This window comes from Marinobacterium litorale DSM 23545 (genome assembly GCF_000428985.1).
In the GTDB taxonomy this organism is placed as follows: Bacteria; Pseudomonadota; Gammaproteobacteria; order Pseudomonadales; family Balneatricaceae; genus Marinobacterium_D; species Marinobacterium_D litorale.
Map to the genome: position 1 here is coordinate 100,301 of NZ_AUAZ01000009.1, position 22,575 is coordinate 122,875.

The 22,575-nt window shown below is 56.5% G+C and carries 27 protein-coding genes; 8 read left to right on the plus strand and 19 right to left on the minus strand.

Annotated features, from left to right (window positions below; all coding sequences use genetic code 11):
* Positions 1 to 14: 14 nt before the first annotated feature.
* Complete coding sequence (locus tag G403_RS0109535) at positions 15 to 914, plus strand: LysR family transcriptional regulator (protein ID WP_027853792.1); 900 nt, start codon at positions 15 to 17, stop codon at positions 912 to 914.
* On the opposite strand, the gene G403_RS0109540 is transcribed toward G403_RS0109535, so the two are convergent.
* Positions 911 to 1,804, minus strand: coding sequence for a LysR family transcriptional regulator (locus tag G403_RS0109540; RefSeq protein WP_027853793.1), 894 nt, complete (start codon positions 1,802 to 1,804; stop codon positions 911 to 913). The two genes, G403_RS0109535 and G403_RS0109540, sit on opposite strands and share 4 nt — an antisense overlap.
* Positions 1,805 to 1,948: 144 nt before the next feature.
* Between G403_RS0109540 and G403_RS0109545 the strand changes: the two genes are divergently transcribed.
* Positions 1,949 to 3,064: an S-(hydroxymethyl)glutathione dehydrogenase/class III alcohol dehydrogenase gene (locus tag G403_RS0109545; RefSeq protein WP_027853794.1), complete on the plus strand. Its 1,116-nt coding sequence runs from the start codon at positions 1,949 to 1,951 to the stop codon at positions 3,062 to 3,064.
* A 324-nt stretch (positions 3,065 to 3,388) separates the two neighbouring features.
* On the plus strand, positions 3,389 to 4,237 hold the full coding sequence (gene fghA, locus G403_RS0109550) for an S-formylglutathione hydrolase (protein WP_027853795.1): 849 nt from the start codon (positions 3,389 to 3,391) through the stop codon (positions 4,235 to 4,237).
* A 6-nt stretch (positions 4,238 to 4,243) separates the two neighbouring features.
* Here fghA and G403_RS0109555 read toward each other — a convergent pair whose 3' ends face one another.
* On the minus strand, positions 4,244 to 4,645 hold the full coding sequence (locus tag G403_RS0109555) for a 3D domain-containing protein (RefSeq protein ID WP_027853796.1): 402 nt from the start codon (positions 4,643 to 4,645) through the stop codon (positions 4,244 to 4,246).
* A gap of 134 nt (positions 4,646 to 4,779) precedes the next feature.
* On the opposite strand from G403_RS0109555, the gene G403_RS0109560 reads away from it, so the two are divergent.
* The 3 genes from G403_RS0109560 to G403_RS0109570 all read left to right on the plus strand — a co-directional run bounded on the left by G403_RS0109560 (position 4,780) and on the right by G403_RS0109570 (position 8,157).
* Positions 4,780 to 5,430: a 2OG-Fe(II) oxygenase gene (locus G403_RS0109560; RefSeq protein ID WP_027853797.1), complete on the plus strand. Its 651-nt coding sequence runs from the start codon at positions 4,780 to 4,782 to the stop codon at positions 5,428 to 5,430.
* Between the two features lie 100 nt (positions 5,431 to 5,530).
* Positions 5,531 to 6,910 carry an ATP-dependent RNA helicase DbpA gene (gene dbpA / locus G403_RS0109565; protein WP_027853798.1) on the plus strand — a complete coding sequence of 460 codons (1,380 nt, stop codon included), beginning with the start codon at positions 5,531 to 5,533 and terminating at the stop codon, positions 6,908 to 6,910.
* A gap of 185 nt (positions 6,911 to 7,095) precedes the next feature.
* Positions 7,096 to 8,157 (plus strand): hypothetical protein, encoded by a 1,062-nt coding sequence (locus G403_RS0109570; protein ID WP_027853799.1) that lies wholly within the window; start codon positions 7,096 to 7,098, stop codon positions 8,155 to 8,157.
* Between the two features lie 37 nt (positions 8,158 to 8,194).
* Here G403_RS0109570 and G403_RS0109575 read toward each other — a convergent pair whose 3' ends face one another.
* Positions 8,195 to 9,187: a serine/threonine protein kinase gene (locus G403_RS0109575; RefSeq protein WP_027853800.1), complete on the minus strand. Its 993-nt coding sequence runs from the start codon at positions 9,185 to 9,187 to the stop codon at positions 8,195 to 8,197.
* A 96-nt stretch (positions 9,188 to 9,283) separates the two neighbouring features.
* Here G403_RS0109575 and G403_RS0109580 point away from each other — a divergent pair, with 96 nt between their 5' ends.
* Both G403_RS0109580 and G403_RS0109585 read left to right on the plus strand, forming a co-directional pair.
* The gene (locus tag G403_RS0109580; protein WP_027853801.1) at positions 9,284 to 10,000 is read left to right on the plus strand and encodes a spermidine synthase family protein; all 717 of its coding nucleotides are present in this window, start codon (positions 9,284 to 9,286) and stop codon (positions 9,998 to 10,000) included.
* Between the two features lie 23 nt (positions 10,001 to 10,023).
* On the plus strand, positions 10,024 to 10,887 hold the full coding sequence (locus G403_RS0109585; RefSeq protein WP_027853802.1) for a PA4780 family RIO1-like protein kinase: 864 nt from the start codon (positions 10,024 to 10,026) through the stop codon (positions 10,885 to 10,887).
* 17 nt (positions 10,888 to 10,904) lie between these two features.
* Here the strand turns inward: G403_RS0109585 and G403_RS0109590 are convergent, their stop codons facing one another.
* From G403_RS0109590 to G403_RS0109660, 16 genes are all read right to left on the minus strand, one after another.
* Positions 10,905 to 11,645 carry a glutathione S-transferase family protein gene (locus G403_RS0109590; protein ID WP_027853803.1) on the minus strand — a complete coding sequence of 247 codons (741 nt, stop codon included), beginning with the start codon at positions 11,643 to 11,645 and terminating at the stop codon, positions 10,905 to 10,907.
* Positions 11,642 to 12,157 carry a YgjP-like metallopeptidase domain-containing protein gene (locus G403_RS0109595; protein WP_027853804.1) on the minus strand — a complete coding sequence of 172 codons (516 nt, stop codon included), beginning with the start codon at positions 12,155 to 12,157 and terminating at the stop codon, positions 11,642 to 11,644. The genes G403_RS0109590 and G403_RS0109595 overlap by 4 nt, the downstream gene beginning before the upstream one ends.
* Positions 12,158 to 12,191: 34 nt before the next feature.
* The gene (locus G403_RS22810) at positions 12,192 to 12,698 is read right to left on the minus strand and encodes a phosphate-starvation-inducible PsiE family protein (protein ID WP_051298805.1); all 507 of its coding nucleotides are present in this window, start codon (positions 12,696 to 12,698) and stop codon (positions 12,192 to 12,194) included.
* A 5-nt stretch (positions 12,699 to 12,703) separates the two neighbouring features.
* Positions 12,704 to 13,324, minus strand: coding sequence for a MarC family protein (locus G403_RS0109605; protein ID WP_027853805.1), 621 nt, complete (start codon positions 13,322 to 13,324; stop codon positions 12,704 to 12,706).
* A gap of 151 nt (positions 13,325 to 13,475) precedes the next feature.
* Positions 13,476 to 13,781, minus strand: a complete 306-nt coding sequence (locus G403_RS0109610) for an MTH1187 family thiamine-binding protein (RefSeq protein WP_027853806.1) — start codon at positions 13,779 to 13,781, stop codon at positions 13,476 to 13,478.
* A gap of 48 nt (positions 13,782 to 13,829) precedes the next feature.
* Positions 13,830 to 14,147, minus strand: coding sequence for an antibiotic biosynthesis monooxygenase family protein (locus G403_RS0109615; RefSeq protein WP_027853807.1), 318 nt, complete (start codon positions 14,145 to 14,147; stop codon positions 13,830 to 13,832).
* Positions 14,148 to 14,193: 46 nt separating this feature from the next.
* Complete coding sequence (locus tag G403_RS0109620; protein ID WP_027853808.1) at positions 14,194 to 14,694, minus strand: P-loop nucleotide/nucleoside kinase family protein; 501 nt, start codon at positions 14,692 to 14,694, stop codon at positions 14,194 to 14,196.
* Between the two features lie 89 nt (positions 14,695 to 14,783).
* Positions 14,784 to 15,197, minus strand: a complete 414-nt coding sequence (locus G403_RS0109625) for a GNAT family N-acetyltransferase (protein ID WP_027853809.1) — start codon at positions 15,195 to 15,197, stop codon at positions 14,784 to 14,786.
* Positions 15,198 to 15,347: 150 nt separating this feature from the next.
* On the minus strand, positions 15,348 to 16,181 hold the full coding sequence (locus G403_RS0109630; RefSeq protein WP_027853810.1) for a PhzF family phenazine biosynthesis protein: 834 nt from the start codon (positions 16,179 to 16,181) through the stop codon (positions 15,348 to 15,350).
* A 67-nt stretch (positions 16,182 to 16,248) separates the two neighbouring features.
* Positions 16,249 to 16,470, minus strand: coding sequence for a GDCCVxC domain-containing (seleno)protein (locus G403_RS25780; RefSeq protein WP_084403995.1), 222 nt, complete (start codon positions 16,468 to 16,470; stop codon positions 16,249 to 16,251).
* Between the two features lie 116 nt (positions 16,471 to 16,586).
* The gene (locus G403_RS0109635; protein WP_027853811.1) at positions 16,587 to 16,907 is read right to left on the minus strand and encodes a type II toxin-antitoxin system RelE/ParE family toxin; all 321 of its coding nucleotides are present in this window, start codon (positions 16,905 to 16,907) and stop codon (positions 16,587 to 16,589) included.
* A complete protein-coding gene (locus G403_RS0109640) occupies positions 16,895 to 17,152 on the minus strand; it encodes a type II toxin-antitoxin system Phd/YefM family antitoxin (RefSeq protein ID WP_027853812.1) in 258 nt (85 codons plus the stop codon). Before G403_RS0109640 ends, G403_RS0109635 begins: the two co-directional genes overlap by 13 nt.
* Before the next feature lie 392 nt (positions 17,153 to 17,544).
* Positions 17,545 to 18,120 carry a GIY-YIG nuclease family protein gene (locus tag G403_RS0109645; protein WP_027853813.1) on the minus strand — a complete coding sequence of 192 codons (576 nt, stop codon included), beginning with the start codon at positions 18,118 to 18,120 and terminating at the stop codon, positions 17,545 to 17,547.
* Positions 18,121 to 18,573: 453 nt separating this feature from the next.
* Complete coding sequence (locus G403_RS0109650) at positions 18,574 to 19,854, minus strand: Zn-dependent hydrolase (protein ID WP_051298807.1); 1,281 nt, start codon at positions 19,852 to 19,854, stop codon at positions 18,574 to 18,576.
* 17 nt (positions 19,855 to 19,871) lie between these two features.
* Positions 19,872 to 21,140 carry an NAD-dependent dihydropyrimidine dehydrogenase subunit PreA gene (gene preA / locus G403_RS0109655; protein WP_027853815.1) on the minus strand — a complete coding sequence of 423 codons (1,269 nt, stop codon included), beginning with the start codon at positions 21,138 to 21,140 and terminating at the stop codon, positions 19,872 to 19,874.
* 2 nt (positions 21,141 to 21,142) lie between these two features.
* Entirely contained in the window at positions 21,143 to 22,498 is a 1,356-nt protein-coding gene (locus G403_RS0109660; RefSeq protein WP_027853816.1) for an NAD(P)-dependent oxidoreductase, read from the minus strand.
* Positions 22,499 to 22,575: the final 77 nt, after the last annotated feature.

Consider the following 22,575-nt stretch of genomic DNA (forward strand, 5'->3'; position numbering starts at 1 on the left):
CTAATGATTTAAAGATGCTCGAACGCCATCACCTGATGATTCTGCGTGCGGTAAAACAGGAAGGCTCCCTGACCGCGGCTGCAACTCAACTCTGTCTGACGCAACCGGCGCTGACCCACGCCATGCGCAAGCTGGAACAACGTCTGGGCACAGCTATCTGGAATAAGGAGGGGCGCCAGCTAAGGCTGACCCAGGCGGGTGAGTATCTGCTGCAAACCGCCGAGCGCTTGCTGCCCCAGTTTGAACACGCCGAGGATGTGGTCCGTCAGTTTGCCGAAGGGCTGCGCGGAACACTGAGAGTTGGCATGGAGTGCCACCCCTGCTACCAGTGGCTGCTGAAAGTGGTGAGTCCGTATCTGAAACAGTGGCCCGACGTCGACGTGGACGTGCGCCAGAAATTTCAATTCGGCGGCATCGGTGCCCTGTTCGGTCACGAGATCGATCTGCTGGTCACCCCGGATCCACTGTTTAGAAGCGGGCTACATTTCGAGCCGGTTTTCGATTATGAGCAGGTGCTGGTCGTCGCCGATACACACAAGCTAGCAGCTCAGTCTCAGGTAGAGCCGGAGCAACTGGCGGGAGAGACATTGATCACCTACCCGGTGGAGCCCGAACGGCTGGATATCTTCAACCGCTTTCTGACGCCGGCCGGACAGTCCCCCCGGCGCCACAAACAGATCGAAACCACCGATATCATGCTGCAGATGGTCGCTGCAGGACGGGGTGTCGCCGCACTGCCCCGCTGGCTCGTCGTCGAGTATCAAAATCGATTGCCCATCCAGCCACTCCGCTTGGGTGGAAAAGGGGTCCACAAGCAGATCTTTTTAGGCAGCCGCGTGGCGGATAGCGACGTGGACTACCTGAATGCGTTTGTTAACCTGGCCCGCAACCCTGCCACGAATGACGGGTGCTAGGACGTTTGCCAGGGCGAGCCCTCACGGAAGCGTTCGATCAGAAAGTCGCACAGCACCTGCAAACGAGGTGAGCGCTGCCGAGTCTGCGGATAAACCAGCCAGACACCGCTGAACGGATAGCGATACTGCTCCAGCATGGAAACCAGCCCCCCTCGCGCCAATGCAGGCTCCACGTAATAATCCGGTAACTGAGCGATACCCAGTCCCTTAAGTACCGCATCAAGCAGCGCCGGGCCTGAATTGGAGCGCCAGTTACCACTCACTTTCAACTCGCGACGCTGGCCTTTTTCACTGAACAGCCACCAGGGGTTGGAACCCAACAGACAGTTATGACCGGCCAGCTCCGAAAGGGTATGGGGCATGGGGAAGCGCCGCAGGTACTCTTTACTGGCACAGAGATACTCCCGCCGATCACACAGACGGCGCGCCAGCAGCGATGAATCTCTCAGCCGCCCCATCCGTATTGCCAGATCATAGCCCTCCCCGATCAGGTCGGTCTGACGATTGGTCAGATGCAGGTCCAGCGACATTTTCGGGTAGCGCAGCAGAAAATCGTTCAGCAACGGCGCCAGAAAACGTTCCCCAAAGGTGGTCGCACAGGTCACACGCAGGTTCCCGGCCGGTTCAGCCTGATAGCTGGTGAGCGCTTCCTCGGCGGCATCAAACCCCTCCAGCAAATGATGGCAGTGTTGATAGTAATGTTCGCCGGCATCACTGAGCCGGAAGCGGCGCGTGGTGCGATAGAGCAGCGGTGTGTTCAACTCTGCTTCCAGCCGTGACACTAGTCGGCTGATGTGGGACGCGGACACATTCAGTTTTTGCGCGGCTGCGGAAAAGCTGCCCTGCTGGACCACTTCAACAAAAGCTTCAATCGCATCCCAGTTACGCACAGGCCACCTCCCGAAGAATTTGTGCCTGTATGCCATAATTATTGCTACTGAGCAAAAATACTTTCCTATTCGTGCTGTTATCACTTGTCTATCCAGCAACTAAACTGTCTGGGTTCAATTGATACTCAGTTACAGGAGCCCGTTATGAAATCTCGCGCTGCCGTCGCCTGGAAAGCAGGTGAACCGCTTACTATCGAAGAAGTTGATGTTCAGGGCCCGAAAGCGGGCGAAGTACTGGTCCGCATCGTCGCTACCGGTGTCTGCCATACGGACGCCTTCACCCTGTCCGGCGAAGATCCGGAAGGTATTTTCCCGTCGATCCTGGGCCATGAAGGCGCCGGTGTCGTTGAAGAAGTCGGCCCTGGCGTTACCACGTTGAAGCCGGGCGACCATGTTATTCCTCTGTACACTGCAGAGTGCGGCAAGTGTAAGTTCTGTCTCTCCGGCAAAACCAACCTGTGTCAGGCGGTCCGCGCGACTCAGGGTCAGGGCCTGATGCCCGATGGCACCAGCCGCTTCTCTCTGAACGGCGAGACCATCTATCACTACATGGGTACCTCCACGTTCTCCGAGTACACCGTTGTTCCGGAGATCTCGCTGGCGAAGATCCACGTTGATGCACCGCTGGAAAAGGTCTGCCTGCTGGGCTGCGGTATCACCACCGGTATCGGTGCGGTACTGAACACCGCCAAGGTTGAGCCGGGTTCTACCGTCGCGATCTTTGGCCTCGGTGGTATCGGTCTCTCCTGCATCCAGGGTGCTCGCATGGCCGGTGCCGAGCGGATCATCGCCATCGATATCAACGAAGATAAGTTCGAGATGGCCAAGCAGTTCGGCGCCACTGACTGCGTCAACCCGAAGGATTACTCCGACCCGATCCAGCAGGTGATCGTCGACATGACCGACGGCGGTGTGGATTACTCGTTCGAGTGTATCGGTAACGTGCAGGTGATGCGTTCCGCACTGGAGTGCTGCCACAAGGGCTGGGGCGAGTCTGTCATCATCGGTGTTGCCGGTGCCGGTCAGGAGATCTCCACCCGTCCGTTCCAGCTGGTTACCGGTCGCGTCTGGAAAGGCTCCGCCTTCGGTGGCGTCAAGGGCCGCAGCCAGCTGCCGGGCTACGTTGAGGATTACATGAACGGCAAGATCGAGATCGATCCGTTCATCACCCACACCATGGGACTTGAGGATATCAACAAGGCGTTCGATCTGATGCACGAAGGCAAGAGCATCCGTTCCGTGATCCTGTTTGATCAGTGATTTCGTGTCGCTGCATCGGGCATCTGCACACCGACACGCCGTGAATCCATCCATGGAGGCTCTGCAGCGCCATCCCTGGCGCTGAAGGTCGGCTTAGCAGATACCCGATACGTTCTGATATGCCGCAGTACATCCAAGATGGGGAGGCACCCAAGGATGCAGGCGCAGAGGGGTCACTGTTGACCGACCGTTGGCGCCATGGATGGCGGGAGGCCGCCCCGCGCCATCGAGCCCCCAGGGACGGGTTTACGGCGTGTCGGGCTGCAGTGACCGCTCCAAAGCATCTCCCACCCCGGTGCCGCCCATAGACTCAAGGAGACCCTCATGTCCGATACAACCCCCGAGCTAATCGCCAGCAACAAATGCTTTGACGGTTGGCTCAAGCGCTACAAGCATCAGTCATCCAGTACCGGTACTGAGATGATTTTTGCGATCTATCTTCCACCACAGGCTCAGAGCCAATCGGTACCCGTGCTCTACTGGCTCTCAGGCCTCACCTGCACCGATGAAAACTTCATGCAGAAAGCGGGTGCCCAGCGCCTGGCGTCTGAGCTGGGTATTGCGATCGTCTGCCCGGATACCAGCCCGCGTGGCACCGATCATCCGGGAGAGCATGACAGCTACGATTTCGGCTCGGCAGCCGGCTTCTATGTGAATGCGACCGAAGCCCCCTGGTCAGAAAACTACCGCATGTACGATTACGTGGTGGATGAGCTGCCTGCGCTGATCGAGGAGCACTTCCCGGTCACCGACAAGCGTTCCATCAGCGGCCACTCCATGGGTGGTCATGGCGCTCTTATCTGTGCATTGAAAAACCCGGGCCGCTACCAGTCAGTTTCTGCCTTTGCACCGATCAGCAACCCGATCAACTGCCCCTGGGGTGAAAAAGCGTTGGCGGGCTATCTGGGTAACGACCGGGAAAGCTGGAAGGCCTGGGACAGTTGCGAACTGATCGCCTCGGCCAGCGAGCGCTTGCCGCTGCTGGTGGATCAGGGCGAGGCGGATGATTTCCTGGCTGAGCAGCTCAAACCGGAAGCACTAAAGCAGGCCTGTGAGGAAAACGGTCATCCACTGGAGCTGCGCCTGCAGCCGGGCTATGATCACAGCTACTTCTTTATTGCCAGCTTTATCGATGACCACCTGCGTCATCATGCCAAGGCGCTCGGCGCTTAAGCGCGCTCAGTCGTCCTCGGTGCGGGGCGTCCAGTGAATTGTGACTTCGCGGACGCCCCAGTCCAGCGCCGCCTGCACATCGTTCCCCATGTAGATATCGATCTTCTGCTTCCAGCGCTTGTGCATCTTGTCCATCACCATATAGCGCCCCTCCAAGCCTTCGATCCGAATCATCGTCCCGTAGGTCAGGCCCTTTCTGAGCAGATCCCGTGACACCGCCACCGCTTTCATTCCGGGACTGAGACGGTCGCCCCAGGCTGCCGTATTGGGGTGTTCGTTGGTCTGGTCCGGTACCGAATTGTAGGCGGACGCCATCACGGTCAGCTCCAGCGACTCCGCTTCTCCGCTACATCCGCTCAACAACAGCAGTAAAGCTGCTGCCGGTAGAAATCGTCCTGACCGACGCATACCGCCAACCTGTTCAAATCGATAACTGTGAAATGGGCTTTGGAGTCTACACTGGGTGTAACAAACGGGAAATCTTTTGCGTGACTCGCTCCCCGTTTCGGTTTATATAAAGCCACCCCATCCGGAGTCCCGCCATGAACAGTTTAGCCTCTCCCAGCCACGAGCTGGTTTTCGACCATATCGCCGATGCCTTGGTGGATAAAGGCTACCTGATCCTGAACGATGGCCTACCAGAGGCTTTGACGTCCGCACTCTTTCAGCGCATCAATCATCTCAACGATGAAGACTTTCGCCGTGCCGGTGTGGGCCGGGAACAGGATCAGCATCTGAACAGCCGTATCCGACAGGATCAGATCCGCTGGCTGGAGCACAGTGATGTGAGTGAATCCGCCTATCTGCACTGGATGGACAGCCTGCGTGAAGGGATCAACCGACGCCTGTTCATGGGCCTTTTTGATTACGAGTGCCATTTCGCCCATTATGCGCCAGGCGCCTTCTACAAGCGTCATCTGGATGCATTTCGCGGCCAGACCAACCGGGTACTGACCACGGTGTTTTATCTCAACCCTCAGTGGCAGCAATCCGACGGTGGCGAGTTGGTGATCTACCCGGAAGCCGGGGATCACCCGATCGAGCGAGTGGCGCCCGCTGCCGGTACCCTTGTTGTGTTTCTCAGCGACCGCTTCCCCCACGAAGTCTTACCGGCAAAAGCGGACCGTTTCAGCATCGCCGGCTGGTTCCGCGTCAACGCCAGCATTGGCAATCAGATCGACCCGCCGCGCTAAACACCCGTGGCTGCGCGGCCCGCCTGCCAGCCATTACTGACGGAACGATCCCCTGTATACTGGCCGTCTTGATAACATCGATTAAATAACCGGACCTGCCGTGACCGATACCCGCTTCGACTCTCTCAACCTGCCTGCCGGCCAGATCGCCAATCTCAACGCCATGGGCTACCAGGCGATGACGCCCATCCAGCAGCTCAGCCTTCCCGTGGTGCTGGCAGGCAAGGACCTGATCGCCCAGGCCAAGACCGGCAGCGGTAAGACCGCAGCCTTTGGTATCGGATTACTGGAACACCTCAAGCCCCGTCTATTTGCCGTTCAGGGGCTGGTACTTTGCCCCACTCGCGAGCTGGCAACCCAGGTGGCCAAGGAGCTGCGCCGGCTGGCCCGCTACCTGGATAATATCAAGGTGGTCACGCTGTGCGGTGGCACCCCCATCGGACCACAGATCGGTTCGCTGGAGCACGGTGCCCATATCGTTGTAGGTACGCCGGGTAGGATTAAGGATCACCTGCGCAAGGGCACACTGACGCTGGAGAAGGTCAGCTCGCTGGTGCTGGATGAAGCGGACCGAATGCTGGACATGGGCTTTGCCGAGGATATCGGTACCATCATCGACGCCACGCCCGCCTCACGCCAGACCCTGCTGTTCTCCGCGACCTACCCGCAGGATATTGAGCAGCTCTCCCAGCGTTACCAGCAAAATCCAGAGCGGGTAACCGCACCGGAGCAGCATACGGAAAGTGCTATCACTCAAACCGCCTACCTGTGCGATGAGCCCTATAAGGCCGACACGCTGATCGCTCTGCTGCAAACCCTGGAACCCGAAGCCGCAGTGCTGTTCTGCAACACCAAAGCGCGCTGCAATGAATACGCCGCCGCCCTGAAAGAGGCGGGCTTTCAGGTGGGTGTACTGCATGGCGATATGGAGCAACGCGACCGGGATCAACGCATCACCCTGTTCGGCAACGGCAGCCTGCGGCTGTTGATCGCTACCGATGTAGCCGCCCGCGGCCTGGATATCGACTCGGTGGATCTGGTCGTAAACATCGACCTGCCAAGGGAGCCGGCCGTGTATACCCACCGTATCGGACGGACTGGCCGTGCCGGACGTAGCGGCAGCGCCATCAGTTTGGTGGGGCCGAAAGAGACGATCAAACTGGAGCGCATCAGTGCCGGTCAAAACGCCGAGATCACCCGTATCGACAAGCTGCCGACACCCAATCATGATTATCGACCGCCCCGCGCGCCCATGCGCACGCTGGCGATTGCCGGTGGCCGTAAAAACAAACTGCGCCCCGGCGATATCGTCGGCACATTGACTGCTGGCGGCAAACTCAGCGGTGATGATATTGGCGATATAGAAGTCGGAGACTTCACCACCTACGTGGCGGTTAAACGGGAGTGCTCGGAAGCTGCCCTGGAGCAGATTAAGTCCCGCACCATCAAGGGTAAGAACTTCCGCGTGCGTAAACTGTAAAGGAACACCCACGAAGCTTCGTTTCGCCACAATCCTCTGCACCTAAAAGGGTACTGCATGCTACAGAGCGCCGGGTTTCCGGCCTCGGGTCAACCTTTGTCTAAACTGCACTCACTTTACACTTCAAACGGCCGTTCCAATCTGATAAAAGATTGCCTTCTTATATTGCAATGGAGGCAATACACATGCGTACTCTTGCTCTACGCCGCTCACTCGGGCGAGCTGCAACTCTTTCGTTACTATCCCTTGTACTCACCGCCTGTGTGACCGGAAACCGCGCGACCCAGGATGTCACTACTGCAGAGCGCACTAAAGGCGGCCTTTTCGGCATGAGCGAATACGCAGACATGGAGGTTAACAAACCAAAAGCTTTCGCAGGAAAAAGCAAGCTGATAATCGGTTCGTTCAAGGTTGGATTTGTCGATAGTAAGCGGGCTGAAGCGAAAGCCGGAGGCGGCATTATGGGTAGTGCATACGGCGGGAAATCAGTCGCGCGCCTTAAGCTAGAGGGTGTTGATGACCAACACAAACAGGCATTAACAGAAGTAGCGTATAACTCCTTTACACAGCGCTTACAAAAGGCCGGTTACGAAATTGTCGAGCTTGGCGTACTTCAGGGATACAAAGGTTATGAAAAAGTTAAGCTGTTTGACTTCCCGCTAGAATCGGATAACTCGGGCCTACTCTCCGACTACGGTGTGACCTACTACCACACCCCCGCTGTTTTTGGGAAAACACATGTCTACATGGGCGAGATACCGGGTGAAAGTGGGGGTTTTGGCTTTTCCAGCCCGAATGCCGTGACGGCCGAGTTCGCGAAAGCCACCGGTATCCCGGTTATCAACGTCAGCTACGTCCTCGATTTTGCGAACACGGGTTCCTACGGCGACTTTTTCACCAGCACAAGCTCTGTGAGCGTCGGACAAGGCATGACCCTGGTCCCGGGCGCCAATCTGGGGATCATTAGCGGCTGGGGAGGTAGCTTCAGCGACGAAGTGGGATCACTACGTACGGGGCAGCCACTCACTTCCGATATTAAATTCGCGGCGGTTGAGGACAGCACCACAGACACTCATAAAACGGTACAGACAGTCACCAATGTCGTGGGACTTCTCGGCGGGATAGGGAGCAACATTACCCGAGACTATATCGTTCGGGCAGACCCGGAAAGATTCGAAGCCGCTGCAATCGATGTAATCGAGCAAATTAACGAAGCTTTTGTTCTGAAAATGGCCGAGCTCCGCTAATTCCAAATTCTACAACCGAGACGCTGGGCTGCCAAAATCAAAGCAGCTCCAGCGGCGCTTCTCTCAGTTTGGCAAACTGCTCACGCAACTGCAGCAGGTGCTCGCCCCAGTAGCGTTCGGTGTTAAACCAGGGGAAGTTATGCGGAAAGGCCGGGTCTTCCCAGCGACGGCCCAGCCAGGCGCTGTAATGCAGCATCCGCAGGGTCCGAAGGGCTTCCAGCAGGTGTAACTCGCGCGGGTCGAAGTCGGCGAATTCATTATAGCCTTCCACCACTTCGGCTAACTGCAACTGCTGTTCCTGACGGTCGTCCCCGGTAAGCAGCATCCACAAATCCTGAATCGCCGGTGCCATACGCGCATCGTCAAAATCGACAAAGTTGGGGGTATTGTCCCGCCACAGGATATTTCCGCCGTGGCAGTCACCGTGGGCGCGAATCATGCGCAGGGAACCGGCCCGGTCAAAGGCTGAGCCGATCTCGTGAATCAGGTCATCGGCCAGGCTGATATAGGCCTCGCGCAGACTGGCGGGAATAAATCGGTCGGTAATCAGGCAAATACTGTCGATGCCATAGCTCTGGATGCTCAGTTCCGGCCGATGGATAAACGGCTTAACCGCCCCCACCAGATGGATGCGGCCAAGGGTCTGCCCCAGCCGGTAAAGGTGATCCGGATCACCCAGCTCCGGCGCCCGCCCTCCGCGACGTTCGTAGAGGGAGAACCGGTAGTCTTCAAACCGGAACAGGCTCTCGCCCGCCTCATTACGCAACGGCGGCACCACCGGCAGCTCCTGCTCCACCATCTCGAAGCAGAACTGATGCTCCTCAAGGATCTGCTCATCGCTCCAGCGTCCGGGGCGATAGAACTTGGCGATCAACGGTGTACTCTCCTCGATTCCCACCTGATACACGCGGTTCTCGTAGCTATTCAGCGCGAGTATTCGGCCATCGCTGAGATAACCCAATGACTCTACCGAATCGATCACGGTATCCGGTTTCAGCTGGTAGAAGGGTTGTGCCGGGTTATCTGTCATAGTGCACCGTTGTAAAGTCTGAAGCGGCCATTGTAGCGGTCTACCCCGGGCTTAGAAAACGTATCCCGGCGCTCGATCAACACGTAGAATGCGGGGATGAGCATACTATTTGAAGAGATCGACTCTCAGCCTTCGCCCATCGGCACCATCTCCCTGAGACGGCGGCGCATCCCTATCATGGGTGACCGGGACATCTATGAAGTAAAACTTGGCGACGAGTTTTTGATGTCCAGCTACTTTGTCGATGGCGAAATCGCGCTGGCTGACTGCGGGCTGCGCCCAGTGACTGGTGACAACCTCTCGGTGGTCGTGGGTGGGCTGGGCCTGGGATACACCGCCGAAGCGGTCCTCAACCATGACAATGTCGGTGAGCTGATGGTGGTGGAGTACCTGCCTCCGGTCATTGGATGGCATCAGCAGGAGAAAACGCCGCTGGGAGCCACCCTTAACGCCGACCCGCGCTGCCGCTACGTGCAAGGTGATTTCTTTGCGCTGAGCGCCAGCCCTGAGGGGTTCGACCCCGACCAGCCCGGCCGCAAGCTTGATGCCATCCTGCTGGATATCGACCACTCTCCCCGGGCGTTACTGAACGATGCCAGCAAACCCTTCTACAGTGAACAAGGGTTGGCCCAGCTGGCAACCCACCTGGTGCCGGGTGGGGTGTTTGGATTCTGGTCCAATGAGCCGCCCGAAGCGCCGTTCACCGAGTTGCTGCGTCAGGTCTTTGCCGAGGTGGAGGTCCATGAAGTGGATTTTCATAACCCCTTTCAGGATCGCATGGCGACCAATACCGTCTATGTCGGAATTAAATAGGATACCCGTCACGCAGGAGCGCTATGAAGACGCCTAAACGCCTGTTGCCACTACTGGAAGATGGACTGATCGACGAAGTTCTGCGGCCACTGATGAGCGGCAAGGAGGCATCGGTTTACGTGGTACGCTGCGGCGACGAGGTGCGCTGCGCCAAAGTCTACAAGGAAGCCCAGAAACGGGGCTTCAAAAAGGCGGCGCTCTATCAGGAGGGACGAAAAGTCCGTAACTCCCGCCGCGCCCGCGCCATGGAAAAAGGCTCTCGCTTTGGCCGTAACCAGACCGAGGAGACCTGGCAAAACGCCGAAGTGGACGCCCTATACAAACTGGCGGCACAGGGTGTCCGGGTGCCTGAGCCCTATGGGTGCTTCGATGGTGTCCTGCTGATGGAGCTGGTCACTGATGATGAGGGTGACGTAGCTCCACGCCTGAACGATGTGGCCATGTCTGCCGAGCAGGCGCGCGAAGATCACCTGCTGGTGATGGAATACGTCAAACGGATGCTCTGTGCCGGCCTGGTCCACGGCGACCTGTCCGAGTTCAACGTATTGGTGGATGACTATGGCCCGGTGATCATCGATCTTCCCCAAGCCGTCGATGCCGCAGCCAACAACAACGCCCGCTCTATGCTGGAGCGGGATGTGAATAACATGACTCGCTACTACGCCCAGTTCGCCGAAGAGCTGCTGGAAACCCGTTACGCAGCGGAGATGTGGAAACTGTTTGAAGCCGGCGAGCTGACCCTGGACTCGGAGCTCACCGGACTGGTGGAAGAGGACCTGCACACGGCGGATGTGGACTCGGTGATGGCGGAGATTCAGCAGATATTGCGGGATGAGGAGAAACGTCGCGAGCGCCTGAAAGCGGACGGCGAAGACGACGAGCACTAAAGCACGCAGGTACCCGTCTACCGGGGGTTTCGGTATTCGCCATACATCGCATTGACCCATTTGAAGAAGGGCCGCTCCCTATGTGCTTCGCGCAGCTCACGCACCGGCCCCGGGAATACCGAGTCGATCTCTCTATTTGATCGCCCGGGTGCGCAATAGGGTGAAAGCAGGGCACAGGCGGCCAGGTCTGCCCGTGAAAACTGGTCGCCAACTAAAAATCGCTTCCCGGCCAATACCTCATCCAACCGGTCCAAGGCGGTTTCAAACCGTTCCTTGGCTGCGGCAGCTGTCTCGGCATTAATTCCCATAAAATCGATCATTTTCGCCCGCACCTTGGGGTAGATAACCGCAAACAACGGTCTGCCATACCAGGGCGCACCATCAAGCAGGAAGTTCAGGGCACACTTTCGATCAGGCAGGGCATAGTAGTAAAACCATAGCCTGAGCGTGGAGCCTATCTCTTCATCAACAAACCTCTCCCAGGCCCGTGCTTCTTCAGCCAGCGCAGGATCGCCCGGCGTCAGCGGATACTCGGGGTATTGCTCATCCAGGTAGTTAAGGATTTGGGCTGAGCCCTGCACAATCTGTCCGTTATCAACGATGATCGGCACGCTGCTTTGGGGTGCCAGCTTGCCGGTAACCTTCAGATGCAGGCCAGGTAACAGATTCCGGACGGAGAACGGCAATCCTTTGTAGTCGAGATTCCATCGGGTCTTTTCGCAAAAATGCGAAAACTTAAACTGATAAAGCGTGATCATTCCCACAATTCCCCAAAACGGTCCCGGTGGCATAGATACAACCGCAGATCGAACTCCAGCTGGTGGTAATCCGGCTCCATGTGGCAGCAGAGTTTATAGAATGCCTTACCATGCTCTTTCTCGCGCAGATGCGCCAGTTCATGAACCAGAATCATCCGCAGCAGAGGTTCCGGCACCCGCCGAAACAGCGAAGAAACCCGGATCTCGTTCTTGGCCTTGAGCTTTTTACCCTGCACCCGCGACACATAGGTATGCAGGCCCAGCGCATTGTTGATCACATGGATCTTGTCATCGTACACCACCTTGCTGATCGGTGATGAACTGCGCATGTACTGATTCTTGATCCCCTGAGCATACTCATACAGCGCTTTCTCCGACCCCAGCTCATGAGCCTGTGGATATTTCCTCAACAGCCAGGCGCCGGCTTTGTTGGCATCGAGCAGGGTCCGGGCCTGCTGCTGGACTTCGGGGCTGTAGCAGCTGAGGTAGTTGAGTTGCTTAGAGTTGTTCATAGACGCCGAAACAGTCCACCTCTCGTGAAAACAGTCAATGGGGTTCTACCGGGCCTGCAGACTCTCCCTCAGCCTCTGGTTCATCACGACGTGAGCGCTCGGATAACACCATAAACCCATAGGTTACCCCAAGGGCTAGTACTACGGCGGCCAGTGACAGAACCTCAAGCGCATCCAACTTATCAAAGTCCAACACAATGACCTTTCGGGCAACCGCCATCAGCGCCGTGGCGAGAACCAGCTTGACCGGAATCTCGGCGCTACTGAGGTAGATTCGGATGTTCACAAAAATCTCGATGGCCACCAGTACGGCGAGAAACGCGGCAAAACTCTCGAAAATGTCGCTGATATTGAGAAGAAAGACGGGCGGAGCGGTCAGTCGCTGGTAAAGCACGTAGACCACGTCACCGATGCCGAAAAAGATCACGATCACCATCAGGATGGCCAGCAGCTTAACGGCAAAGCGAATCGCGTAATGACTCCAGCGAATGATCGGATCGGGTTCGTTTAACGGCAGTTCAATGTGTGAATCCCGCTTCATACCAGTTACCCCCAAGTCCTAACGTAAGTCGAAACACCTTCAATCACGTGGTCCGCTGCTACCGCAGCAATCAGAAAACCCATGGTCCGGCTGGCAATGCTCGCCCCGGCACGTCCAATAACGCGTTGGATCACCGGCGCTAAAAGAAGCAACAGCAACGTGCAAAGTAACACGGTTACAAGCAATAAGATCGATACTACCTGCTCTTCCAATGAGTGCCGATGGCTGTCGGTCATCAGAATGGTCGCCAGGATGGCCCCGGGAGAGGCAATAGAGGGGATTGCCAGAGGATAGACAGCGAGATCTTCATTTTTACCGATCTGATCAATCTCGTCATCCGGCTTGCTAGACCCAAAAATCATCGTCAGCGCGAAAATAAACAGAATAAGGCCACCGGCCACCTGAAACGATGCCAGGGGAAGATCCATCGCCTGCAAAAGCGCTTCACCGGCGATACCGAAAAACAGCAATACACCGGACGCGACAAGCGTGGCCTTTAACGCGAGCCTGCGTTGTTCCTTGAGAGACAGTCCTGCAGCAACCGCAAGAAAAACCGGCACCGTGCCGATCGGGTCCACCACCGCCCACAGCAACACAAACTCATTCAACAACGCTACAAAATCCATATGTTGGTCCAGTCAGTGCTGACTATGCGCCACAGCAGCGGTGGTTCAGTGCGAGATTCTTTATCGCATCGTTTCTCTGTCGATGTTGTGAGTTACGAAGTTCCTCGTTATTTGGTTGTACCCGGCCGCTTAAAGTTCCAGAACTGACTGCTTAATCGGCCGTCAGCTTGGCTCTCACGCTCTGAACCTTGTCCTCGATACTCTGCTCCCTGTCAGTCCGGGTGCCAAGGCGCATGGAGGAGCTGATACGCGGCGCGCCCATCTCATGAACCACCTCATGGCAACGTTTCACCGCAGCCATCACATCATCCCAGTCACCCTCGATATTGGTGCCATAGGCATGCATCTGATGCTCAAGGCCGGTTTCCTCAAGCACACGCTGACAGGCAGTGACGTACTCGGAAACCGAAACGCCAACGCCCAGTGGAATCACACAGAGATCGATCATTACTTTCATAGAGCACCTGTTGGATCTATTGGGATCGTTTAAAGGACTGAGGGTATTTTAGATGCCATACTCACGCTCTACTTTCGCCACTCTTACCCGAAAATCTGAGTACCAGGTTTCATGGCCAATCCGTTGGGCCTCGCGGTGCTCGCTGTGCTTCTTCCAGTTAGCAATATCCTCCAGGCTCTCCCAATATGAGACGGTGATACCCAAGCCCTCCCGCGCAGACTCTACGCCCAAAAAACCGGGCTGGGATGCGGCCAGCGCTACCATACGCTCCGCTATCTCCCTATAACCATTGTCCCCTTCGGTTCGATGGCTGCTGAAGATAACCGCGTAATAGGGCGGTTCCGGGGTTTTCGCTATCTCTGACATGGGACCTCTCCATATTGGACGCAGTCTCAAAAACTACCTATGTTGGCTAAGAGCACTGCCGCACCACAACCTCTACGTTAAACCCTTCGGATTCGGCAGGTGGTTCAAAGTAAGCAGTTACCATCCGAAACACCTCCTCCGTATCGAACTGTGCTCGTTCTGGCTGATCCTTCTGGCGTTGCCTTAACTGCTGTAAACAGGTTTCGTCATCCAGCGCCAGATAGTAGAGCTGGTGAGGGATGCCGCGCTCAGCGTATATTTCCTTGAACCAGGTCCTTTGTTTCCGGGTATTTCCAGGGAAGTCCAGAACCACGTTGGTACCCGCTACGAGCATCTGCTCAACATGTTTTTTGAGTACCGGCTTCAGACGGGACGAGTATCTGAGGTAATCATTGAAATTATTGATCTCTCCGGGAAAAAGCGAGGCTAACCATTCATCCTCTGAAATAAGCACAGCTCCACGTTCTCGGGCTATTTGGGACGCCAAGGTGCTTTTACCCGCTCCCATCTTGCCACAGAAAACCACCAACGTTCCGTAAGCGCTCATTGCTTACTCCTTATGCATAACACTTCATCGGGAAAGCCAAAAGAGGGTTTTCCGTGACCCAGCAACTCAGGGGTGACCATTTTGATCTTTTATAAATCAGTCACTTTGGTGCTCATCAGCGCAGTGTTGCCAGAGAAACCAAACTTCTCGTACAACCCTTGAGCATCCCGGGTTTGCAGCACCATCTGGGTTCCCTTTATAACCGGATGCATAACCAGGCTTTCCATCATCCACTGCCCCAACCCGCTGCCCCTATACTCGGGTGCAACGACAATATCGGCAACCCAGGTAAACGTAGCCCCATCGGTGACGGCCCGCCCAAAGCCAATCTGTGTGGAGCCATGGAAAAGACTAAAACAGAGAGAGCCTGCCACCATACGCTCTACAATCTCTGGTGACCGACGCCCGGCCCAATAGGTTTGGGCAAGCAAAGCATGGACGACATCCAGCTGGACCCGGGATCTGTCGTCAGTAATTAAATAATCGCCTTTGCGCCACTCCATCGACCATTACTCACTGATTTATAAAGCTTTTAAAAATTCAAAGCCTCATGGGAGGCATCATCCTACGCATGTAAAAACTCATTTCTTGGTGCTTAATACACACCTGACTGGCATTACAGGCGGGGCAGGGGTAGGCGAATCGTGCCCCGGCTACAGCTCGATCTCACCACGAATCACTTCAACGGTTTGGCCGCCAACCCAGATTTCACCGGCGTCTTGGCGCAGATAAGCCCGGCCGGCGCGTTGCAGAATAGTGCCCTGAGCCGCGGTATAGGGAGCTTCGATCAGGCCGTCTTTAATCAACCACTGGGCGAGGCTCGCATTGAGGCTGCCGGTGACCGGGTCCTCGTAGCCTCCCTCACCGATAAAAGAGCGGACTTCAATGTCTGCTTCCTGACCCGGAGGATAACGTCCGACAACACCCAGGTTGAGCGGCGCAAGGGTGGCCCAGTCCGGCTTGAGCGCCAAAACCCGTTGTGCAGACTCCAGCATCACTGCGCACCAGCCCGGGCCATTGTCCACCCACTGGTGGCCCACTATATCCGCCGGGGATAAGTTGAAGGCCGCCATTACTTTGCTGAGCACATCGTCTTCCAGTGGACCGGAGCGGATCAACGGGGGTGCCGCAAACTCCAGAGAGGTACCTTCTCGTTTTACATGGACAAGGCCCACGCCGCACTGCTGTACAACCAGGTTTGGGTCCCTGGGCATCCCACCGGCGGCTAACCAGGCGTAACAGGTGCCTAAGGTGGGGTGGCCGGCAAAAGGCAGCTCACAGGCCGGCGAGAAGATTCGCACCCGGTAATCGGCTTTTGGGTCTTCCGGTTTTAGCAGAAAGGTGGTTTCCGACAGGTTTGTCCAGCGCGCAATGGCATGCATCTTCTCATCAGAGAGGCCGTCCGCATCGTGAACAACAGCCAGCGGGTTACCGGAAAGAGGGTCGGCGGAGAACACATTCACTTGCGAGTATTTGAAACAGGCCATGATGAATCATCCTTTCCATACCGGGTGCTGCGCTCTATTGCAGCCCCGGTGTCCTATATTGATAAGATTATGAATCAGGCCCGCAGCATCCGGAGCCTTGCTGGATGGGCGGGCAGGGTACGGTGCCATAAGAGCAGAAGACGCAGCAGTCGCCCTGTTTGGGCTTGAGCAAAGACTGGCAGGATTCACACTCATAGAAATACTGGCAGGCGTCCGTCGGCATGGTCTCCGTTTTCTGATGACCACAGTGCGGACATGTGAGTGTGGATTCCAATACAAGACCAACCATCACCCTGCTCTCCTGAAATAGCGCGTTCAGTAAAAGGGATTGAACACCGTAGGCTGCCAGCGCAACCGCACAGGGATAACATTAGGAGATCATCATCCTCAATGCCAGAGCCACTTTTACGTTGAGTCCGATTGCTGGCCGTTGCCCAGCATATAGGCTCGAAGCTGCCTTTCCTCGCGCATGATATAGAGTATGAAAACCCGCTCCTCATCTTCACGATAAAAAATACGACAGGGAGGTACTACAACCTCTCTATATACGGAATTGGGGAGCTCAGGAGGTATCCGCCCCGATTGCGGGAATGCACTCAAACGATCAGTTTTACCAAAGATGGTCTGGACTAGATGACTCGCAGCGGCGGGATTATCCAGAGCAACATATTCCGCAATGGCTTCCAGTTGTTGCAGAGCCGGCTCAGTCCAGATTACTTCAGCCACTTACTCATTTTCTCCCGGGCCTCGCTCTGGCTATACGTTCTTTCATCGAGTACAGCCCGTTCTCCCCGCGAGAGCCCCTCAAGTACTTCGAGCCGACGCTGCATAAATTCGTAATCCTGCACATCTACAAGATAAGCCGATGGCTGGCCATGCTCTGTGATCAGTACCGGCTCTTTGGTCAGATGCAGATCCGCCAGGATTTTTGTGGCCTGACGCTTGAGGTTGGTAACAAGCTCAACTTTCATGGGTTCATCCTGATCTCGGGTTGATAGTGACACTATAGTATCACTCTTTAAACTGAACAATCAGGGCGGCTTGGGTAACGCTGGCTCTGAAAAGAGTCGGCGTGATAAGGAATCAGTACCGGGAACCGCGGTAGTGCAGGTTTCGCCTGCTGGCGAGTTAAGGTACTTGTACGGACAAGTACCTTAACGATCCGAAACCGCCCCTGCAGCTTGGCCCGCTATACGGGCTTCCCTGTGCTTCTCGTCTGAAAGAGCGGGACGGGAAACTCACCGCTTCGCGGCTCAAACAACCCGTCCCTTATCTCTCTTTCAGCCTGCGATGCTCGGCTGCACTGAAGGGGGAGTAATGCTGCAATCAGTTGCCTTTGAGCCAGCAAAACGCCAACTCATTTTTACTCTGACTTCGCCTGATGTCTTCGCTTCTCAGTCCGCTCAATACGGCCCTCTTTCATCAGCAGTCCGAGAAGGCTGTAGGTTAAATAGTCCTTTGAGCCGCCCCCATAATCGGACTGAAGTCCGAGATATTTAGCAGCATCTGAGTTTTTAATCCCTTCAGGATTTGCTTTGGCCAATTCCATGACTGCGCTTTTCAGTATACCAAGCCCCATCTGAGCTTTTTCGTAGCAGCCTTCCGGAATATTTATCCTGGCCTTTTCCGATATATTCTCAGGATTTGGTTGGACCCTATTGGTTAACAGCCCACCCCTAGAACGAATGCCGAATGCGGCAATCAACTCAGCTTCAATTTTGAGTGCCTGCTCTTCAGTGAGATTATCGGTGATTACTGTATGCAGAACCGAACGGCCAGAATCATGTATAGCTTTGATAACTCGCCCTTTATCGCTCTCATCCTCCACTGTCTGATGTTCCCAAGCGCGATTGCCAGTGCCCTTGCCAATATAAAAGGTTTTTGCAGGTCGCTCTCTAGGGTCTTTCAACGCATAAACATAAAATGGATTCTGAGCCATATATCTTCCTAGATTTAACAACCCTAATAGCGCGCATGCGCAGACTTATCCTTAATCTCCTCATAGTGAACCAAAACGCCCATACCTTGCCAGAGCCAAACCACTACGGCGGATTGGTAGACAAGGCCAGATAAAAAGTTGAGCTCTCGAGATGGACAATGCAACCAGCTAGGGGCACGACACGTACTACCCCTTCAGCGCAGCCGAGCATCGCAGGCTGAAAGAGAGACAAGGGACAGGTTGTTTGAGTGACGAAGGAGCGAGTTTCCTGTCCCGCTCTTTCAGGCGAGAAGCACAGGGGAATCGGCACAGCCGATCAAGCTGCGGGGCGGTTTGGGATTGTTAAGGGACTTGTCCGCACAAGTCCCTTAACTCGCCTTCAGGCGAAATCTGAACCCTCTACGGGCACAGCGGCTCAGAAGCTATTAGCCCAAAATGCTAAAGCTGGCATCCTCAGCAGACCCCAGACCTTTCCAACATCGCATGCAACAACACATTGCACCCGACCTCCAGATGCTCGGGCTCTGCGTTCTCGATCTCATTGTGGCTGATACCGTCTTCACAGGGCACGAAGATCATGCCGGAGGGGCAGACTTCCGCCATGAAGATGGCATCGTGGCCGGCGCCGCTGACGATATCCATATGCGGTACACCCAGGCGCTCCGCACCGGTGCGAACGGCGTTGACGCAGTCGTCATGGAAATAGAGGGCCGGGAAGTTGGCGGTGGGTTTGAGTTCAAGCTCCAGGCCATTCTCGGTTTTCAGCTTCTCCAGCACCTTGTCCAGTTCGCTGATCATATGCGCCAGCTGATCCTCTTCCAGGTGGCGGAAGTCGATGCTGACCAGCACCTCACCGGGGATCACGTTGCGTGAGCCGGGGTAGGCTTCGATATGGCCACAGGTACCGCAGGCATATGGCTGGTGCTCCAGGGCGATACGGTTGACCGCCTGAATCACCTCGGCCGCACCCAGCAGGGCGTCCTTACGCAGGTGCATCGGGGTGGGGCCGGCGTGGGACTCTACGCCCTTCAATGTCAGATCGAACCATTTCTGGCCCAGGCATCCGATAACCACACCGACGGTTTTCTCTTCGTTCTCCAGAATCGGACCCTGTTCGATATGTGCTTCGAAGTACGCACCCACCTTATGGCCCGGCACCTGTTGCTCTCCCAAATAGCCGATGCGTTTGAGCTCATCGCCCACCTTGGCACCTTCGTAATCGGCGATATCGTAGGTTTCCTGCAGGTCGAACTTACCGATAAAGACCCCGGAGCCCATCATGCAGGGGGCAAAGCGGGAGCCCTCTTCATTGGTCCAGGCCGCCACTTCGATGGGGGCCTCGGTGACGATGTTGTTGTCATTCAGGGTGCGGATCACTTCCAGCCCGGACATAACCCCGAAGCAGCCATCGAACTTACCGCCGGTGGGCTGGGTGTCGATATGGCTGCCGGTCATGATCGGCGGCAGGCTGTTATCCTTGCCGGGGCGACGAGCAAAAATGTTGCCGATTACGTCGATTGTGATGGTACAGCCTGCTTCCTCACACCATTTGACGAACAGGTCCCGACCCTGGCGGTCCAGATCGGTGAGCGCCAGGCGGCAGACGCCGCCCTTCGGGGTGGCGCCGAGCTGGGCCAGGTCCATCAGCGATTGCCAGAGGCGCTCGCCGTTGATCTTCAGGTTGGCGATATCGGCGGATGTGCCCGCGGCGTTGACCAGTGTTTCTACTGACATGCTTCTATCTCCTTTCCTTATTCCCGGAACGGGTTGCGTGGGTCCTGGGTCCAGTTCATGTAAGGCAGGCCGGTGTCCTGCGCCACCATGGTGATGCAGTCATCAACCGGACAGGTGATTTCACAGAGGTTGCAGCCAACACAATCTTCCTCTTTGACGGTGTAGCGGTTAGTGCCATCGGCCAGCAGCTGCTTGTCGATCGCCTGATGCGAGGTGTCTTCACAGGCGATATGACAGCGGCCGCAGTTGATGCACTTGTCCTGATCAATCTCGGCCACTGACTTGAAGTTCATATCCAGGTATTTCCAGTCGGTGGTGTTGGCCACCGCCAGGCCCCGGAAATCTTCGATGCGGGCGAAGCCTTTTTCATCCATCCAGCGTGACAGGCCATCTTTCATACCCTCCACAATACGGAAGCCGTGCAGCATGGCCGCCGTGCAGACCTGCACCGACGTGGCACCCAGGCTGATGAACTCGGCTGCATCACGCCAAGTGCTGATGCCGCCAATACCGCACAGCAACTTGCCGTGGGTTTCCGGATCGCGGGCGATTTCCGCCAGCATGTTCAGCGCAATGGGTTTGACGGCAGGGCCGCACATACCGCCATGGGTGCTCTGACTGCCCACGGTGGGGCGGGCCACCATCTGATCCAGGTTCAAGCCAGTAATGGAGTTAACGGTGTTGATCAGGGAGACCGCATCAGCCCCGCCTTTAAACGCCGCCCGCGCTGGGAAACGCACATCGGTGACGTTGGGTGTCATCTTCACCATCACTGGCATGTTGCAGTATTGCTTGCACCAGCGGGTGACCATCTCGACATATTCCGGCACCTGACCGACGGCAGCCCCCATGCCCCGCTCGGGCATGCCGTGCGGGCAGCCGAAGTTCAGTTCCAGGCCATCGGCACCGGTCTGCTCCACCAGCTTGACGATCATTTTCCAGGCTTCCTCTTCGCAGGGAACCATCAGAGAAACGATCAGGGCGCGGTCGGGCCAGTTGCGCTTGGTTTCTTCGATCTCGCGCAGGTTGACCTCCAGTGGCCGGTCGGTGATCAGTTCAATGTTGTTGAAGCCGATCACATCACCGTTCGGTCCATACATGGCGGAATACCGGGAGGAAACATTCACCGGCGCGGGATCTTCACCCAGAGTTTTCCAGACAACGCCCCCCCAGCCGGCTTCGAACGCCCGCTCAACGTTGTACTGTTTGTCGGTGGGCGGCGCGGAGGCCAGCCAAAACGGGTTGGGGGCCTTGATGCCCGCGAATTCGATACTCAAGTCAGCCATGATTACTTATCTCCCGCTGCCATCAGGTCCTGATGAATAGACTCTGCCGCTTTCTTGCCCTGCTGCACCGCTTCCACGGTCAGATCCTGGCCGGTACCGGTGCAGTCCCCGCCGGCATAGACGCCGGCCAAGGTGGTGCGCAACTGTTCGTCCACCAGTAGCTTACCGCCGCTGATTTCGATGGCCGGGTCCAGATCTTCCGTGATCATCACCTGACCGATCGCCTTGAAGATTGCCTGTGCGTTCAGGCTGAAGCTCCGGTCGGTATCCACCAGCTTGCCGCTCTCATCCAGCGTGGTGCGCACAAAGCGCATGCCGGCCACCTTGCCGCTGTTATCCAGCTCGATGGTTTCGGGGCGCGCCCAGGTACGGATCTGGACACCTTCATCACGGGCCAGCGCCTGCTCATGGTCGGTGGCGGACATCGCCTCTTCGCCGCGACGGTAAACCAGGTGCACCTCTTCGGCGCCCAGGCGTTTGATCTGCACGGCCATATCGATAGCAGTGTTACCGGCACCGATGATTACCGCGCTCTCGGGGACTGGCAGTGTGTTTAGATCGTTGGTGGAACGCAGCTCACGGATGTAATCCACAGCGGGCATTACCCCGGGCGCATCCTCATGGCCCAGCGCCAGGGTGCGGGTGGAGCCCAAGCCAATCGCCAGAAACACCGCATCGTGGTCGTTCTTGAGCTGATCCAGCGTGATATCGCGACCCAGCGCCGAGTTGTGGACAATCTCGATGCCCCCAATCCCGAGCAGAAACTCCACCTCTTTCTGGGCGAAGTCGTTGGTCATCTTGTAGCGCGCAATACCGTACTCGTTGAGGCCGCCTGATTTGGGCTGGGCTTCGTGGATCACCACATCATGGCCCAGCATCGCCAGCCGGTGGGCCGCAGCCAGCCCGGCGGGCCCGGCACCAACAATAGCCACCCGCTTGCCACTGGCTTGCGCCCGCTGGAACGGATGCGCACTCTTATCGGCGTTATCAGTGGCGTAGCGCTGTAGCTGGCCAATCAGTACCGGGGCACACTCTTCTGCCTTGTTACGCACACAGGCCTGCTCGCAGAGAATCTCGGTGGGACAGACACGGGCGCAGCTGCCGCCCAGAATGTTTTCACTCCAGATCGTTTTCGCCGCGCCATCCACATTGTCCTGGGCGATCTGACGGATGAACTCCGGAATATCGATATCACTGGGGCACGCGTTGACGCAGGGTGCGTCGTAGCAGTACAGGCAGCGTTCACTCTCCAGCGCCGCCTGACGTTTGCTCAGGGGTGGTGCTATATCGCTGAAACCGGCGTCCAGCTTTTCCGGTTGGACCTGGGTGGTACCCAGATGCTTGAGTGGCTCAATCATGCTTTGACAGCCTCTTTCTTCGTTGTAATCGGTCCACTCACGAATGCATCGGCTGTGCCACCTTTTGACCACCTGGT

Excerpts from the sequence above, each read along its gene's own strand:
- G403_RS0109535 (WP_027853792.1), top strand. The coding sequence starts at position 15 with ATGCTCGAACGCCATCACCTGATGATTCTGCGTGCGGTAAAACAGGAA.
- G403_RS0109545 (WP_027853794.1), top strand. The coding sequence starts at position 1,949 with ATGAAATCTCGCGCTGCCGTCGCCTGGAAAGCAGGTGAACCGCTTACT.
- fghA (WP_027853795.1), top strand. The coding sequence starts at position 3,389 with ATGTCCGATACAACCCCCGAGCTAATCGCCAGCAACAAATGCTTTGAC.
- G403_RS0109555 (WP_027853796.1), bottom strand. The coding sequence starts at position 4,645 with ATGCGTCGGTCAGGACGATTTCTACCGGCAGCAGCTTTACTGCTGTTG.
- G403_RS0109560 (WP_027853797.1), top strand. The coding sequence starts at position 4,780 with ATGAACAGTTTAGCCTCTCCCAGCCACGAGCTGGTTTTCGACCATATC.
- G403_RS0109570 (WP_027853799.1), top strand. The coding sequence starts at position 7,096 with ATGCGTACTCTTGCTCTACGCCGCTCACTCGGGCGAGCTGCAACTCTT.
- G403_RS0109575 (WP_027853800.1), bottom strand. The coding sequence starts at position 9,187 with ATGACAGATAACCCGGCACAACCCTTCTACCAGCTGAAACCGGATACC.
- G403_RS0109580 (WP_027853801.1), top strand. The coding sequence starts at position 9,284 with ATGAGCATACTATTTGAAGAGATCGACTCTCAGCCTTCGCCCATCGGC.
- G403_RS0109585 (WP_027853802.1), top strand. The coding sequence starts at position 10,024 with ATGAAGACGCCTAAACGCCTGTTGCCACTACTGGAAGATGGACTGATC.
- G403_RS0109590 (WP_027853803.1), bottom strand. The coding sequence starts at position 11,645 with ATGATCACGCTTTATCAGTTTAAGTTTTCGCATTTTTGCGAAAAGACC.
- G403_RS0109595 (WP_027853804.1), bottom strand. The coding sequence starts at position 12,157 with ATGAACAACTCTAAGCAACTCAACTACCTCAGCTGCTACAGCCCCGAA.
- G403_RS22810 (WP_051298805.1), bottom strand. The coding sequence starts at position 12,698 with ATGAAGCGGGATTCACACATTGAACTGCCGTTAAACGAACCCGATCCG.
- G403_RS0109605 (WP_027853805.1), bottom strand. The coding sequence starts at position 13,324 with ATGGATTTTGTAGCGTTGTTGAATGAGTTTGTGTTGCTGTGGGCGGTG.
- G403_RS0109610 (WP_027853806.1), bottom strand. The coding sequence starts at position 13,781 with ATGAAAGTAATGATCGATCTCTGTGTGATTCCACTGGGCGTTGGCGTT.
- G403_RS0109615 (WP_027853807.1), bottom strand. The coding sequence starts at position 14,147 with ATGTCAGAGATAGCGAAAACCCCGGAACCGCCCTATTACGCGGTTATC.
- G403_RS0109620 (WP_027853808.1), bottom strand. The coding sequence starts at position 14,694 with ATGAGCGCTTACGGAACGTTGGTGGTTTTCTGTGGCAAGATGGGAGCG.
- G403_RS0109625 (WP_027853809.1), bottom strand. The coding sequence starts at position 15,197 with ATGGAGTGGCGCAAAGGCGATTATTTAATTACTGACGACAGATCCCGG.
- G403_RS0109630 (WP_027853810.1), bottom strand. The coding sequence starts at position 16,181 with ATGGCCTGTTTCAAATACTCGCAAGTGAATGTGTTCTCCGCCGACCCT.
- G403_RS25780 (WP_084403995.1), bottom strand. The coding sequence starts at position 16,470 with ATGGTTGGTCTTGTATTGGAATCCACACTCACATGTCCGCACTGTGGT.
- G403_RS0109640 (WP_027853812.1), bottom strand. The coding sequence starts at position 17,152 with ATGAAAGTTGAGCTTGTTACCAACCTCAAGCGTCAGGCCACAAAAATC.
- G403_RS0109645 (WP_027853813.1), bottom strand. The coding sequence starts at position 18,120 with ATGGCTCAGAATCCATTTTATGTTTATGCGTTGAAAGACCCTAGAGAG.
- G403_RS0109650 (WP_051298807.1), bottom strand. The coding sequence starts at position 19,854 with ATGTCAGTAGAAACACTGGTCAACGCCGCGGGCACATCCGCCGATATC.
- preA (WP_027853815.1), bottom strand. The coding sequence starts at position 21,140 with ATGGCTGACTTGAGTATCGAATTCGCGGGCATCAAGGCCCCCAACCCG.
- G403_RS0109660 (WP_027853816.1), bottom strand. The coding sequence starts at position 22,498 with ATGATTGAGCCACTCAAGCATCTGGGTACCACCCAGGTCCAACCGGAA.